The 14,163-nt window shown below is 68.0% G+C and carries 12 protein-coding genes; 8 read left to right on the top strand and 4 right to left on the bottom strand.

Annotated elements, in window-relative coordinates; all coding sequences use genetic code 11:
- Positions 1-188: 188 nt before the first annotated feature.
- Together mrdA and rodA are read left to right on the top strand one after the other, a co-directional pair.
- The gene (gene mrdA, locus ACSQ2F_RS21220) at positions 189-2,384 is read left to right on the top strand and encodes a penicillin-binding protein 2 (RefSeq protein WP_436026224.1); all 2,196 of its coding nucleotides are present in this window, start codon (positions 189-191) and stop codon (positions 2,382-2,384) included.
- Complete coding sequence (rodA, locus tag ACSQ2F_RS21225; protein WP_436026225.1) at positions 2,381-3,538, top strand: rod shape-determining protein RodA; 1,158 nt, start codon at positions 2,381-2,383, stop codon at positions 3,536-3,538. The genes mrdA and rodA overlap by 4 nt, the downstream gene beginning before the upstream one ends.
- Positions 3,539-3,627: 89 nt before the next feature.
- Here the strand turns inward: rodA and ACSQ2F_RS21230 are convergent, their stop codons facing one another.
- From ACSQ2F_RS21230 to ACSQ2F_RS21245, 4 genes are all read right to left on the bottom strand, one after another.
- Positions 3,628-3,945, bottom strand: coding sequence for an NIPSNAP family protein (locus ACSQ2F_RS21230; RefSeq protein ID WP_436026226.1), 318 nt, complete (start codon positions 3,943-3,945; stop codon positions 3,628-3,630).
- Positions 3,942-5,024: a patatin-like phospholipase family protein gene (locus ACSQ2F_RS21235; RefSeq protein ID WP_436026227.1), complete on the bottom strand. Its 1,083-nt coding sequence runs from the start codon at positions 5,022-5,024 to the stop codon at positions 3,942-3,944. Before ACSQ2F_RS21235 ends, ACSQ2F_RS21230 begins: the two co-directional genes overlap by 4 nt.
- 88 nt (positions 5,025-5,112) lie before the next feature.
- Positions 5,113-6,612: a sensor histidine kinase gene (locus ACSQ2F_RS21240; RefSeq protein ID WP_436026906.1), complete on the bottom strand. Its 1,500-nt coding sequence runs from the start codon at positions 6,610-6,612 to the stop codon at positions 5,113-5,115.
- Positions 6,613-6,721: 109 nt separating this feature from the next.
- Positions 6,722-7,393, bottom strand: coding sequence for a response regulator (locus ACSQ2F_RS21245; protein WP_436026228.1), 672 nt, complete (start codon positions 7,391-7,393; stop codon positions 6,722-6,724).
- A gap of 278 nt (positions 7,394-7,671) precedes the next feature.
- On the opposite strand from ACSQ2F_RS21245, the gene recA reads away from it, so the two are divergent.
- The 6 genes from recA to ACSQ2F_RS21275 all read left to right on the top strand — a co-directional run bounded on the left by recA (position 7,672) and on the right by ACSQ2F_RS21275 (position 14,160).
- The gene (gene recA, locus ACSQ2F_RS21250; RefSeq protein ID WP_436026229.1) at positions 7,672-8,781 is read left to right on the top strand and encodes a recombinase RecA; all 1,110 of its coding nucleotides are present in this window, start codon (positions 7,672-7,674) and stop codon (positions 8,779-8,781) included.
- A gap of 144 nt (positions 8,782-8,925) precedes the next feature.
- The gene (locus tag ACSQ2F_RS21255) at positions 8,926-9,495 is read left to right on the top strand and encodes a regulatory protein RecX (protein WP_436026230.1); all 570 of its coding nucleotides are present in this window, start codon (positions 8,926-8,928) and stop codon (positions 9,493-9,495) included.
- 317 nt (positions 9,496-9,812) lie between these two features.
- Positions 9,813-10,973 (top strand): ADP-forming succinate--CoA ligase subunit beta, encoded by a 1,161-nt coding sequence (sucC, locus tag ACSQ2F_RS21260; protein ID WP_436026231.1) that lies wholly within the window; start codon positions 9,813-9,815, stop codon positions 10,971-10,973.
- 25 nt (positions 10,974-10,998) lie between these two features.
- The gene (gene sucD / locus ACSQ2F_RS21265) at positions 10,999-11,892 is read left to right on the top strand and encodes a succinate--CoA ligase subunit alpha (protein WP_436026232.1); all 894 of its coding nucleotides are present in this window, start codon (positions 10,999-11,001) and stop codon (positions 11,890-11,892) included.
- Between the two features lie 192 nt (positions 11,893-12,084).
- Positions 12,085-12,819 (top strand): TerC family protein, encoded by a 735-nt coding sequence (locus tag ACSQ2F_RS21270; RefSeq protein WP_436026233.1) that lies wholly within the window; start codon positions 12,085-12,087, stop codon positions 12,817-12,819.
- A gap of 69 nt (positions 12,820-12,888) precedes the next feature.
- On the top strand, positions 12,889-14,160 hold the full coding sequence (locus ACSQ2F_RS21275; RefSeq protein ID WP_436026234.1) for a serine/threonine-protein kinase: 1,272 nt from the start codon (positions 12,889-12,891) through the stop codon (positions 14,158-14,160).
- The last annotated feature ends 3 nt before the right edge of the window (positions 14,161-14,163 follow it).

The following is a 14,163-nucleotide window of genomic DNA, read 5'->3' on the forward strand; positions in this document are numbered from 1 at the left end:
CCGCGGCTCACTCGCGCAACCTGGGTTCCGACGGCCGACACCAGCGCTGTCCTTGACGTGCAGGCGGTGGCACCGAGCCCGCCAGCGAAGCGAAGCGCCCCTCAAGCCACTCGCGCAGCCCGGGTCTCCCGGGCCAATGCGAGGCGCCCCCTCGGGGGGCAGGAGCGAGAGCGACGTGGGGGCCAAAAGTGACCGAGCTAAAGGACCTCAAACAGGAGCTCGGCCGCTTCCGCACCCGCCTGCTGGCGGCAGCCGCCTTCGTCCTCCTGGCCTTCGGCATCCTCGTCGCCCGGCTGGTCGTGCTGCAGGTGGTGCGCCACGACGAGTTGTCCACGCGGGCGGAGAACAACCGCATCGCCGTGGTCCCGGCGGTGCCGAACCGCGGCCTGATCGTCGACCGCAACGGCGTGGTGCTGGCCAACAACTATTCGGCCTACACCCTCGAGATCACCCCCTCGAAAGTGGATGACCTCGACGCCACCATCGATGCGCTGACGCCGCTCGTCGACGTGACGCCACGCGACCGCAAGCGGTTCAAGCGGCTGCTTGAGGAAAGCAAGAGCTTCGAGTCCTTGCCGCTGCGCACGCGGCTCACCGACGAGGAGGTCGCCCGCTTCACCGCCCAGCGGTTCCGGTTCCCGGGCGTGGACATCAAGGCACGCCTGTTCCGCAACTACCCGCTCGGCCAGGTCGGCTCCCATCTGATCGGCTACATCGGCCGCATCAACCAGGCCGAGAAGGTGGCGATGGAGGATTGGCCCGAAGAGCAACTCGAGAACTACCGCGGCACCGAGTACATCGGCAAGCTGGGCATCGAACAGAGCTACGAGTCGGAGCTGCACGGCATCACCGGCTACGACGAGATCGAGACCAGCGCGGGGGGCCGGGCGGTGCGCCGGCTGAACAGCCACCCGGCCACACCGGGCAACAAGGTGGTGCTGTCGATCGACATCCGGCTGCAGGCGCTGGTGGAGGAACTCTTCGGCGACCGACGCGGCGCGCTGGTCGCGATGGACCCCCGCTCCGGCGAGGTGCTGGCCTTCGTCAGCAAGCCGACCTTCGACCCCAACCTCTTCGTCGACGGCATCGATGCCGACTCCTGGCGCGAGCTCAACGAGTCCATCGACAAGCCCCTGCTCAACCGGGCGCTGCGCGGCACCTACCCGCCGGGCTCGACCTTCAAGCCCTTCATGGCCATGGCGGCGCTGGCCAGCGGCAAGCGCACGCCCAACCAGGTCACCTACGACGGTGGCACGTTCCAGTTCGGGAACCACACCTTCCGCAGCCACGGCGACGGCGGGCTGGGGCAGGTCGACATGGCGCGCTCCATCATCAAGTCGAGCAACGTGTACTACTACGCCCTCGCCAACGACATGGGCGTGGACCTCATCCACGAACAGCTCGAGCCCTTCGGGTTCGGCCGCAAGACGGGCATCGACCTCGAAGGCGAGGTGACCGGCCTGTTGCCGTCCACCGCCTGGAAGCGCCGGGCCTACAAGAAGCCCGAAATGCAGAAGTGGTACGCGGGCGAGACGATCTCGCTCGGCATCGGCCAGGGCTACAACAACTTCACCATGCTGCAGGTCTCGAGCGCCATGTCGACCCTGGTCTCCGGCGGGCAGCGCTACAAGCCGCGGCTCGTCCGTCAGATCGAGGACGTCGTCACCCGTGAACGCCGTGACATCAGCCGCGACGCACTCGACCCCCTGTCGCTCAAGCCGGAGCACGTCCAGCTGGTGATGAAGGCCATGCACGGGGTGACCCAGGAAGGCACCTCGACCCGCGTCTTCATGGGCGCCGGCTACCAGAGCGGCGGCAAGACCGGTACGGCCCAGGCCGTCGGTGTGCGCCAGAACGAGAAGTACAACGCCTCCAAGCTGGAGGAGCACCGCCGCGACCACTCGCTCTACGTCGCATTCGCGCCCCTGGACGAGCCCAGCATCGCCCTGGCGGTCATCGTGGAGAACGCCGGCTTTGGCGCAGCGGCGGCGGCGCCGATCGCCCGGCGTGTCATCGACTACGCCTTGCTGGGCCGCTATCCCAGCGTGGAGGACATTGCGCTGACGCGCGAGGGCAAGTCCGCCGCGCCCATCGGCGCGCCGCGCGAGGCCGCCAGCGTGCCGTTGCCGGGCAACGCGCCCTCGGTGGCCGTGACCGGGCCGGTGGTGGCCGCCGAAGCCCTCGTCACCGGCGCCCCGGCCGCCGCCGCCAGTGCTTCCGCCGCAGCCTCGGCGCCGCTGGCCGCTTCCGCGGCATCGACAGCGGCTGTGCGCGCGGCCGCCGTGCCGCGGCGCGCCGCATCGGCGCCTGCCCCCGCCCCCGCAGCGGCAAGTCGCCCAGCGGCCGCGGTCACCCCTTCTGCCTCGGGAAGTGCCGCGCCATGATGGCCATCTACGACAAGCCCTCGGTGTGGTCCCGTCTCAAACCGGTGTTCACCGGCTTCGACGGGCCGCTCTTCCTGGCCATCGTGCTGCTGGCCGCCGCAGGGCTGACCACCATGTACTCCGCCGGCTTCGACCACGGCACCCGCTTTGTCGACCACGGCCGCAACATGCTGATCGCGCTCGGCATCCTGTTCGTGGTGGCGCAGGTCCCGCCGCAGCGACTGATGGCGCTCGCCGTGCCGCTGTACCTGGTCGGCGTGGCGCTGCTGGTGGCGGTGGCGCTCTTCGGCATCACGAAGAAGGGGGCGACACGCTGGTTGAACGTCGGGGTCGTGATCCAGCCCAGCGAGATGCTCAAGATCGCCACGCCGCTGATGCTCGCCTGGTGGTTCCAGCGCCGGGAAGGGCAGCTGCGCCCACTGGATTTCATTGCCGCGGTTGGCATCCTGCTCGTGCCGGTGCTGCTCATCGCCAAGCAGCCGGACCTGGGCACGTCCATCCTCGTGCTGTCGGCCGGGTTGTTCGTCATCTTCTTCGCCGGCCTGTCGTGGCGGCTCATCCTGCCGGTGGTGGCGATTGGGGCCGCGGGCATCATCGCGCTCGTCATCATGGGTGACGACCTGTGCCAACCCGGCGTCTCGTGGCTGCCGTATCTGCGCGACTACCAGAAAGACCGGGTCTGCACCCTGCTCGACCCGAGCCTGGACCCGCTCGGCAAGGGCTTCCACATCATCCAGGGCATGATCGCCATCGGCTCGGGCGGCATCCAGGGCAAGGGCTTCATGATGGGCACGCAGACCCACCTCGAGTTCATCCCCGAGCGCACCACCGACTTCATCTTCGCCGCCTTCTCCGAGGAGTTCGGCCTCCTCGGCTGCATCGCGCTCATGCTCGGCTTCCTGTTCCTCATCTTCCGCGGCCTGATGATCGCCGCGGACGCGCCGACGCTCTTCTCGCGACTGCTGGCCGGCGCCATCACGCTGAGCTTCTTCGTCTACTGCTTCGTGAACATGGGCATGGTGAGCGGCATCCTGCCGGTGGTCGGCGTGCCACTGCCCTTCATCAGCTACGGCGGCACGGCCATGGTCACGCTCGGCCTGAGCCTGGGCATGCTCATGTCCATCTCGAAGTCACGCCGGTTCATGGCGAGCTGAGGGGCGCCGAAAGGCAAGCAGACGCTTCATCGACGGCGCGGGCCACGGCGGTGAAGTTGCGGGCACGCTCGCTCTCTCTTGCCGCTAAATCAGGCGTCGCCTGCGGTCAAGACCGGCCTGAAGAAGCTGCGTTCGTAGCTCACGATGCAGCGGGTCTCCTTCGCATACCGGAACGCCGCCTGGCATTCGGCGTCCTGGAAGGACTGCTGGCGGTACACCTCGTAGGCCGCCAGCGAGGGAAACGAGAACAGGGCCAGCGCGATGTTGTTCGCGCCCTCCGAGGGCAGGAAGTAGCCGTGGTGCGTGCCGCCGAACCGCTCGACGAGCGGAATCCAGAGCCGGCCGTAGTGCTCGAACTCGGCAAGCTTGTCGGGGTCGATGACGTAGCGGAGGTAGCAGGTGATCATGAGCGTGTGGTCGGCGGCTTGAGCGGTTTGAGAAATTCGGATTCGATGTCGAGCGTGCCGCGTACGCCGATGTCGTCGCGGTGGTCGGTGAGCCACTGGTCGGCCGAGGCGCGGCCCAGCGCGAACAGCTGTTCGATGAACTTGCGTTCGGTGTTGAGCTTCGAGTTCGCGCCGAACGCGCGCAGACCATCGTCGTCGGACACCATGTGCAGGCGCAGGTCCTTGTAGCGGCCGGGCGAGAGCCGGCCTTCGCGGACCAGCCGGGAGACGAACGCGATGGCCCGCATCTCGGCCACCAGGGTCGCGTTGAACGAGATCTCGCTGATGCGGTCCATGATGTCCTCGCTCCGGCGCGGCACGCCTTCGCGCACGAGCGGGTTGATGCGCACGAGCAGGATGTCGAGCGGCTCCGTCTGGTAGATCAGCGGGAAGAGGGCGGGGTTGCCGGTGTAGCCGCCATCCCAGTAGGCGTCGTCGCCGATGCGGATCGCCTGGAACAGGAACGGCAGGCAGGCCGACGCGAGCAGCGCGTCCACGCTCAGGTCGTCGCCGGTGAACACGTGGGGCTGGCCGGTGCTGACGCTCGTCGCCGTGATGAAGAGGTGCAGGGCGCAGTCCCGCATGGCGGCTTCATCGACGTGGCGGCGCAGCACATCACGCAGCGGGTGCAGGTTGAGCGGATTGAACTCGTACGGGCTGAACGAACGGAAGAAGGCGCTGGCCCACTGGTAGCCGGGGAGCAGGTCGAGGCTCAGGGCGTCGGTCATGGAGTGGATCTGGCTGGCCGAGAACGGGGAGAACGCCGAACCCGAGTGGCTGATGTCCATCCAGAAGTCTCGCAAGGCCTCCCGCGCGCCGGGCCGGCCGCCCCGGTGATAGCCGGTGGCGAGCACCCCGGCGTTGAGGGCGCCGGCGCTGGTGCCCGAGATGCCCTGCAGGTGCAGGCCCTCGTCTTCCAGCAACCGGTCCAGCACGCCCCAGGTGTAGGCGCCGTGCGAGCCGCCGCCTTGCAAGGCGAGATCCAGGGTGCGTTCGCGGCCGGGGTCGGCAGCAGGGGAGGGTGGGGTTGCGGTGGCCATGGGAATCGAGTCGGCCCGACCAGTCTAGGGCCTGTGGCGGCATCGGGTCGCGGCACGGTCGGCGCCTGCATGGGCCGACCCGCGGTCATCAGGCCGTGAGCGGCCCGGGCGGCTCCGGGGGCGAGGCCGCCGGCGGCGCGGCCGGGAAGCGCACGGTGAAGCGCGCCCCGGGCCCGAAAGGGGCCGTGCCGTCGGAGGCCGGGCTGCGGGAGCGCAGGTTAGCGTCCTCGAGCGCGATGGTGGCCTGATGCTGAGCGGCGATCTCGGCCACGATGGCAAGACCGAGGCCGGAGCCGTCGACGTTCGTTCCGAGGGCCCGGTAGAAGGGCTGGAACACCTTCTCACGCTCCGCCACCGGGATGCCGGGTCCGGAATCCTCGACCTGCAGCACCACGACCTGGCCGAAGGGATCGTCGACCACCCGCACGGTGACGGTGCCTCCTGCGGGTGTGTAGTTGAGGGCGTTGTCGACCAGGTTTCGGATCAACTCGCGCAGCAGCACGGGTTGGCCGCGCACCAGCGGGCCGCGGCTGCGGCGTGGACCGGCGCGGTCGGTCTCGGGCCCCTCGTAGCCGAGGTCAATGCGCTTGTCCAGGGCGCGCGGCACGAGGTCGCGCACGGCCTCGGTGGCCAAGCGAGCCATGTTCACGGCCGGGTGTTGCGTCGCCTGCTCCGCGTTCTCGGCACGCGCCATGGCGAGCAGTTGGTTCACCATGTGGGCGGCGCGCTGGCTCGAGCGTGCGATCTGCTGCAGCGACTTCTTCAAGGCCTGCGGATCGACCTGGCCGGCATCGATCTCCCGCTGAGCCAGCTCGGCCTGCGTGCGCAGGCCGGCAAGCGGTGTCTTCAGCTGGTGGGCGGCATCGGCGAGGAAGTGCTTCTGCGCGCTGATGCTGCGGTCCAGCCGGGCCAGCAGGTCGTTGATGGCCCGCACGAGGGGCGACACCTCCTCGGGTGCCTCGCGTTCGTCGATCGGGCTGAGGTCGTGGCTTTCCCGCCGGCGGATCCGCTGCTGCAGTTCGTTGAGCGGCGCGATGCCGCGCGCGAGCGCCAGCCACACCAGCAGCACGGCCACCGGCAGGATGACGAACTGCGGCAGCATCACGCCCTTGATGATTTCGGTGGCCAGGCGCGAACGCTTGCCCAGGGTTTCGGCCACCTGCACGAGCGGGGCGGTGGCCGTGCCGGTGCCGGGCTGCGGCACCCGCACCCGCACGAACGCGACCCGCACCGGCTCGCCGTTCATCTCCTCGTCGCGGAAGTACAGCACCCCCGGCGCCGGCGACTCCTGCGACTCCGGAGGGGCCGGCAGCATGCGGTCGCCGCCGAGGAACTCCCCATGCGGCCCGACCACCTGGTAGAAGAGCGTATCGGACTCGTCCGCATGCAGCAGCTCGGTCGCGTCGGCCGGCAGCGAGAACACCAGGTGCGGCTCGCCGTCGGCCCAGGTCTGCACGGTGAGGTGCTGGGACAGCAGCCGCGCCTTGTCGCCCAGTTCGCGGTCGAAGGGCTTGTTGGCGATGCCTTGCGCCACGAGCCAGGTCAGCACCACGCTCATCGGCCACAGCAGCAACAGTGGCGCCAGCATCCAGTCGAGGATCTCGCCGAACAGCGACCGCTGCTCTCTCGGGAATCCGGGCTGCCCGGCCACGGGGGCGACCGCACTGCGCGGCTTCAGCCGCCGCAGGCGAAAGAGGTCAAGCCGCAATCTTTTCCAGGCAGTAGCCCAGCCCCCGCACGGTGGCGATGCGCACCGGGCCGTGCTCGATCTTCTTGCGCAGCCGGTGGATGTAGACCTCGATCGCGTTGTTGCTCACTTCCTCGCCCCACTCGCACAGGCGCTCGACGAGCTGGTCCTTGCTGACCAGCCGGCCGGCGCGCTGCAGCAGCACCTCGAGCAGGCTGAGCTCGCGCGCCGAGAGGTCGATCATCTGGTCGTTGAAGTAGGCGACGCGGCCGGTGGTGTCGAAACTGAGGGGGCCGTGCTTGAGCACGTTGGACGCGGTACCGAGGCCTCGGCGGGTGAGGGCGCGCACACGGGCTTCCAGTTCCTGCAGCGAGAACGGCTTGGCCATGTAGTCGTCGGCACCCAGGTCCAGTCCCTTCACCCGTTGCTCGACGCTGTCGCCGGCCGTCAGGATCAGTACCGGCACGCTGGCGCCGCGGGCGCGCAGCTTGCGCAGCACTTCGAGGCCGTGCAGGCGCGGCAGGCCGAGGTCGAGGATGACGAGGTCGAACTCGTGGGAGGCGAGGGCGGCATCCGCCTCGCTGCCGCTGGCGACGTGGTCGACCGCATAGCCGCCGTTGCGCAAGGAGCGCAGCAGGCCATCGGCCAGCACCTGGTCGTCCTCGGCAATCAGAATGCGCATGGCGTGGGGTCCCCAATCGATCGGTGTCGCTGTAGTCGGTGTCGCTGCACTCGGTGTCGCCGTCTTCGGTGGCATGTGCGGCAGGCCAGCCCTCCCGGCGGGACGGGCCGGATGCGGGCAGCGGCATCCTGTCCCGAGGTCGTCGGGGCAGTTTCGCACGTCGACGCCCACCTGCCTTCGGGGCTACCCCTGGGGTGATCCCCTTTACCCCCTGTTGAAAAGACTGTACAAATAACCAGTCTTGTAGATAATCCGTGTCAATCTTCTGGAGACTGCTCATGGATGCCCCCGTCAAGCCCGCCACCCTCAACACCGAAAAGGCCAAGGCCCTGCAGGCTGCGCTCGCCCAGATCGAGAAGCAGTTCGGCAAGGGCACCATCATGCGCCTCGGCGAGGGTGAGGTCATTGACGACATCGAGGTCGTGTCCACCGGCTCGCTCGGCCTCGATGCCGCGCTGGGTGTCGGCGGCCTGCCCCGCGGCCGGGTGGTCGAGATCTACGGCCCCGAGTCCAGCGGCAAGACCACGCTCACCCTGCAGGTCATCGCCGAAATGCAGAAGCTGGGCGGCACCTGCGCCTTCATCGATGCCGAGCACGCCCTCGACGTGCAGTACGCCCAGAAGCTCGGCGTGAACCTGCAAGAGCTCCTCATCAGCCAGCCCGACACCGGCGAGCAGGCGCTCGAGATCGTCGACGCGCTGGTGCGCTCGGCCTCCGTCGACCTGGTCGTGGTCGACTCGGTGGCGGCCCTCACCCCCAAGGCCGAAATCGAAGGCGAAATGGGTGATGCCCTGCCCGGCCTGCAAGCCCGCCTGATGAGCCAGGCCCTGCGCAAGCTCACCGGCACCATCAAGAAGACCAACACCATGGTCATCTTCATCAACCAGATCCGGATGAAGATCGGCGTGATGTTCGGCTCGCCCGAAACCACCACCGGCGGCAATGCGCTCAAGTTCTACGCCTCGGTGCGCCTGGACATCCGCCGCATCGGCTCCATCAAGAAGGGTGAGGAGGTCATCGGCAACGAGACCAAGGTGAAGGTGGTCAAGAACAAGGTGTCACCGCCCTTCAAGACCGCCGAGTTCGACATCCTCTACGGCCAGGGCATCAGCCGCGAAGGCGAAGTGATCGACATGGGCGTCGAAGCCAAGGTGCTCGAGAAGTCCGGCTCCTGGTATGCCTACAACGGCGAGAAGATCGGCCAGGGCAAGGACAACGCCCGCGAGTTCCTGAAAGAGAACCCGGAATTGGCGGTCGAGATCGAGAACAAGGTCCGCGACGCCCTGGGCATTCCGCTTCTGCCCGTGGCCGAAGCTGCGGCCGCCGGGGCCGATGCGGCCAAGCCCGCCAAGAAGGCCAAGGCGCCGGCAAAGGATGCCGAGGAGTAAGGTCCGGCGCCGTGCTGCGGCCGCTGCCAACGCCAATGCCGCAGCGGCCGGAAGCCGGTCGCGCACGCGCCGAGCCTACGGCGTGGCGGGCGCCGCATCGGACCGCGGTTCATGAAGGCTCGCCCCTCCCTCAAGGCGCGCGGCGTGCAGCTGCTGGCCCAGCGCGAGCACAGTCGCACTGAGCTGCGCCGCAAGCTGTTGCGGCACGCGCGGGAAGATGAAGCCCGGGCGAAGCTTGCGGACATTGCCGCCAGCCCCGAGTCGCCCTCCCCGGCAGGGCACGACACAGACTCAGAAGCGGCTGCCGAGCCCGCCCCGGTGGCTCGAGGCGTCGGGTCGCCGCCGCCCGACAACGGCCCGGTGGCGCGGGTGCCTCCCGAAGCGGCGGTCGAGGCGGCCCTGGACTGGCTCGAATCCCGGCACTACCTCGACACGACCCGCTTCATCGAAAGCCGGGTGCACGCGCGCGCTTCCCGCTATGGCAACCTGCGCATCCGCCAGGAGTTGGCCCAGCATGGCTTGAGCCTGTCGCGGCAAGAGGGGGACGCGCTGAAGGCGTCGGAGCTTGATCGGGCCCGCGAGGTGTGGCGTCGCAAATTCGGCGAGCCGGCCCCTGATGCTGCCGGCCGGGCCCGTCAGATGCGGTTTCTTGCCGGGCGCGGGTTCTCTCCCTCGGTCATCCGGCAGGTCGTCCAAGGGGACGACGACACCTGAGAACGACGATAGACCTCGTTGCGACGTGGGTTCTACGTAGTCCGTGCGTCCTTTTGGTGCAGTGCAAGATGCTATATTCCTCCGGCTTTTCCCCGTGGTTCCGCTTGCTTTCGCCAGATGGCAGGCCTCACCTTCGAAGCCATCCCGATGGTCCTGTCTTTCGATGCCGTCCCATGCGTGCAACACGTCGCTGCCAACCCCTCGCGGGAGAGCGCACGCGGCCGCTGGACCGGCGTGCAGAGAGTCCTGCCTGAAGGCGCCCGGGGCCTCGCGATCATCCCCACCCGTTTTCCCGAACCCGAGCAAGAGAGTCAGCGATGAAAATCCATGAATACCAAGGCAAGGAAATCCTGCGCCAAGCCGGCGTGCCCGTGCCGCGGGGCTATCCCGCGTTCAGCGTGCAGGAAGCCCTGGACGCCGCCCAGAAGCTGGGCGGCCCGGTGTGGGTGGTGAAGGCCCAGATCCACGCGGGTGGCCGCGGCAAGGGCGGCGGCGTGAAGCTCGCGCGCTCGATCGACGAGGTCAAGCAGCTGTCGAGCGAGATCCTCGGCATGCAGCTCAAGACGCACCAGACCGGCCCTGAAGGCCAGAAGGTGCGCCGCCTCCTGATCGAAGAAGGCGCCGACATCAAGAAGGAATACTACGTTGCCGCGGTCACCGACCGCGCCACGCAGAAGGTCGCCATGATGGCCAGCAGCGAAGGCGGCATGGACATCGAGGAAGTGGCCCACAACACGCCCGAGAAGATCATCAAGGTCTTCGTCGAGCCGTCGACCGGCCTGACAGACGCACAAGGGCTGGAGCTCGCCCGCGGCATCGGCGTGCCCGAGGCCTCGCAGGCCCAGGCCATCGACGTCTTCAAGAAGCTGTACCAGGTCTACATGGACACCGACTCGTCGCTGGCCGAGATCAACCCGCTCATCCTGGAAGGCAACGGCAACATCAAGGCGCTCGACGCGAAGTTCAACTTCGACAGCAACGCGCTCTTCCGCCACCCCGAGATCGTCGCCTACCGCGACCTCGACGAAGAAGATCCGGCCGAAATCGAAGCCAGCAAGTTCGACCTCGCCTACATCCAGCTCGACGGCAACATCGGCTGCCTGGTGAACGGCGCGGGCCTGGCCATGGCCACGATGGACACCATCAAGCTCTTCGGCGGCGAGCCGGCCAACTTCCTCGACGTGGGCGGTGGCGCCACGGCCGAAAAGGTCACCGAAGCCTTCAAGATCATGCTGGGCAACCCGAAGGTCAAGGCCATCCTGGTCAACATCTTCGGCGGCATCATGCGCTGCGACACCATTGCCGAGGGCGTGATCGCCGCCTGCAAGGCCGTGAACCTGAACGTGCCGCTCGTCGTGCGCATGAAGGGCACGAACGAAGACCTCGGCAAGAAGATGCTCGCCGAGTCGGGTCTGCCCATCATCAGCGCCGACTCGATGGCCGAAGCCGCGCAAAAAGTCATGGCTGCCCTGAAGTAAGCCGACAGAGCACCAAGGAAACATCATGAGCATCCTGATCAACAAAGACACCAAGGTCATCACGCAAGGCATCACGGGCAAGACGGGCCAGTTCCACACCCGCATGTGCCGTGACTACGCGAACGGCAAGGCCGCCTTCGTCGCCGGCGTGAACCCGAAGAAGGCCGGTGAGGACTTCGAAGGCATCCCCATCTTCGCGACCGTCAAGGACGCCGCCAAGAACACGGGCGCCACCGTCAGCGTCATCTACGTGCCGCCGGCCGGTGCCGCCGCTGCCATCTGGGAAGCCGTCGAGGCCGACCTCGACCTGGCCATCTGCATCACCGAAGGCATCCCGGTCCGCGACATGCTCGAAGTGCGCAACCGCATGAAGGCCAAGGAAGCCGCAGGCGGCAAGAAGACCCTGCTGCTGGGCCCGAACTGCCCCGGCCTGATCACGCCCGACGAAATCAAGATCGGCATCATGCCCGGCCACATCCACCGCAAGGGCCGCATCGGCGTCGTGAGCCGCTCGGGCACGCTGACGTACGAAGCCGTCGCCCAGCTGACCGAGATCGGTCTCGGTCAATCGAGCGCGGTCGGCATCGGCGGCGACCCGATCAACGGCCTGAAGCACATCGATGTGATGCAGCTGTTCAACGACGACCCGGACACCGACGCCGTCATCATGATCGGCGAGATCGGCGGCCCCGATGAAGCTGAAGCTGCACGTTGGGCCAAGGCCAACATGAAGAAGCCGATCGTCGGTTTCATCGCGGGTGTCACCGCCCCTCCGGGCAAGCGCATGGGCCACGCCGGCGCGCTGATCTCGGGCGGCGCCGACACGGCCGATGCCAAGCTGGCCGTGATGGAGGAGTGCGGTTTCACCATCACCCGCAACCCGTCGGAGATGGGCAAGCTGCTCAAGGGCCTGCTCTGATCCGCCCTTAGCGGACGGGCGCATGCCTGACCGACGCAAGGCCGCCCACGGGCGGCCTTGTTCGCTCTGGTGTCGCCGGACCCGCCTGCACCGGGGCCGCGTGCGTAGTACCCCGCAGCAGCGGGGCGTTCACGGCCCCTAAACTTCCTGCTTTCCCGGTCGCACCGGGCACCAACCTACGAAGGAACCTGCATGGAGCAGTTCATGACCCCCGAATTCTGGTTCGCGGTGGGCCAGATCATCATGATCGACATCCTGCTCGGCGGCGACAACGCCGTCGTCATCGCGCTGGCCTGTCGCAAGCTGCCGCCGGCGCAACGCACCAAGGGCATCCTGTGGGGGACGGCCGGCGCCATCATCCTGCGCGTCATCCTGATCTTCTTCGCGCTGCAGCTGCTGGCCATTCCGTTCCTCAAGATCGTCGGCGCACTGCTGCTGGTGTGGATCGGCGTCAAGCTGCTCGTGCCCGAGCATGAGGACGAGCACGCCAAGATCGAAGGCAGCGACAAGCTCTGGGGCGCCGTGAAGACCGTCATCGTGGCCGACCTGGTCATGAGCGTCGACAACGTCATCGCCATCGCGGGCGCGGCCGAAACCGCAGGCGGCGACCACACGATGCCGCTCGTCATCTTCGGCCTGATCGTCAGCATCCCGATCATCGTCTGGGGCAGCCAGCTGGTCATCAAGCTGATGGACCGCTTCCCGGTCATCATCACGCTGGGCGCGATGCTCCTCGGCTGGATCGCCGGCAGCATGATCGTCACGGACCCGGCCCTGGTCGATCCGGCAACCATGCCGTCCATTCCGAAGGTCGTCGTCACCGACTACATCAAGTACGGCGCGGGTATCGCCGGAGCCCTGCTGGTGCTCGTCTTGGGCAAGATCCTGGTGGCCCGGCAGAAATCCGGGTCCGGAGAGCCGGCCTGAGTTGCGGGTGACGGCCGCTCCCCGTTTGGCATTCCGGCCCTCTGGGGTCGAACGGGGAGTCGTTGACGCATGAGTTCCTTCTGGGTGGGTCACGGGCTCGCCATTGCGCTGTCATGCGGCCTCGTGGCGCTGGCGCTCGCCTACCTGCGGTGGGTGTTGCCGCGGGTGACGCCCATCACGGGGCTCTTCTGCTCGGCGGTAGCGACCCTGCTGTTGCTGTTCGTGGCCAGCCTGGGCCTGGCACCGGGTGCCGCAGCCTGGGCCATCGGCGCCGCAGCCCTCGGGGTCGGCCACGCAGGCTGGCTGTTCGGCGTGCTGGCCATGCGGCCGAAGCCACCGTCCGTGGCCCGGTCCACGCGTCCGGCCGGGCTCCCGCCTTCAGGCGGCCCGGCCACCGTGCCGGCGCCTCCGGTGCTGGAGCGCAAGACGCTCGGCCGCTACAAGGTCGAGCGCGAGATCGGCCGCGGGGCGATGGGCGCGGTCTACCTCGGCACCGATCCCAAGATCGGCCGCCAGGTGGCGATCAAGACCATGGCCCTCAGCAAGGAGTTCCATGGCGACGAACTCACCGAGGCGCGCCAGCGCTTCTTCCGCGAAGCCGAAACGGCCGGCCGCCTGCAGCACCCCGACATCGTCACCATCTTCGACGCGGGCGAGGACCAGGACCTGGCCTACATCGCCATGGAGTACCTGAAGGGAGAGGACCTCCAGCGCCACACCCAGAAGCTGCTGCCGATCGCCGTCGTGGTGCGCATCGTCGCCCGCGTGGCGGAGGCGCTGGCCTATGCGCACAGCCAGGGCGTGGTGCACCGGGACATCAAGCCGGCCAACGTGATGGTGGACCTGGCGTCCGACCTGGTGAAGGTGACCGACTTCGGCATCGCCCGCATCGCCGACTCCAGCCGCACCCGTACCGGCCTCGTGCTCGGCACGCCGTCCTTCATGTCGCCCGAGCAGATGGCCGGCCGCCGCGTGGACGGCCGCAGCGACCTGTACTCGCTTGGCGTGATGCTCTACCAGCTCCTCTCCGGCCACCTCCCGCACCGGGCCGAGACGATGGCGATGCTCATGTACGAGATCGCCAACGAGACGCCGCCCGATGTGCGCAACTGGCGGCCCGAGATCCCGGGGTCCCTCGCCCGCGTGGCGGCCCTGGCGCTGGAGAAGCGCCCGGAGGCGCGCTATGCGGACGGCCGGCAGATGGCGTCCGACCTGCTGGCGGCGCTGGACGATGTGCCCCTCGACGACCGCGAAATCGGCCCCGACACCGTCCCCGGTGACGGTTTACCCCCCAATTCCAGCGGGTTCGACGCGACCCAGAAAATAAACCGTACCGATTGAGGG

This window comes from Rhizobacter sp. LjRoot28, assembly GCF_964253025.1.
Lineage (GTDB): Bacteria > Pseudomonadota > Gammaproteobacteria > Burkholderiales > Burkholderiaceae_C > Rhizobacter.

Bases quoted from the DNA above. Each gene is read 5' to 3' on its own strand.
- rodA (WP_436026225.1), top strand. From the start codon at position 2,381: ATGATGGCCATCTACGACAAGCCCTCGGTGTGGTCCCGTCTCAAACCG.
- ACSQ2F_RS21230 (WP_436026226.1), bottom strand. From the start codon at position 3,945: ATGATCACCTGCTACCTCCGCTACGTCATCGACCCCGACAAGCTTGCC.
- ACSQ2F_RS21235 (WP_436026227.1), bottom strand. From the start codon at position 5,024: ATGGCCACCGCAACCCCACCCTCCCCTGCTGCCGACCCCGGCCGCGAA.
- ACSQ2F_RS21240 (WP_436026906.1), bottom strand. From the start codon at position 6,612: ATGCTGGCGCCACTGTTGCTGCTGTGGCCGATGAGCGTGGTGCTGACC.
- ACSQ2F_RS21245 (WP_436026228.1), bottom strand. From the start codon at position 7,393: ATGCGCATTCTGATTGCCGAGGACGACCAGGTGCTGGCCGATGGCCTG.
- recA (WP_436026229.1), top strand. From the start codon at position 7,672: ATGGATGCCCCCGTCAAGCCCGCCACCCTCAACACCGAAAAGGCCAAG.
- sucC (WP_436026231.1), top strand. From the start codon at position 9,813: ATGAAAATCCATGAATACCAAGGCAAGGAAATCCTGCGCCAAGCCGGC.
- sucD (WP_436026232.1), top strand. From the start codon at position 10,999: ATGAGCATCCTGATCAACAAAGACACCAAGGTCATCACGCAAGGCATC.
- ACSQ2F_RS21270 (WP_436026233.1), top strand. From the start codon at position 12,085: ATGGAGCAGTTCATGACCCCCGAATTCTGGTTCGCGGTGGGCCAGATC.
- ACSQ2F_RS21275 (WP_436026234.1), top strand. From the start codon at position 12,889: ATGAGTTCCTTCTGGGTGGGTCACGGGCTCGCCATTGCGCTGTCATGC.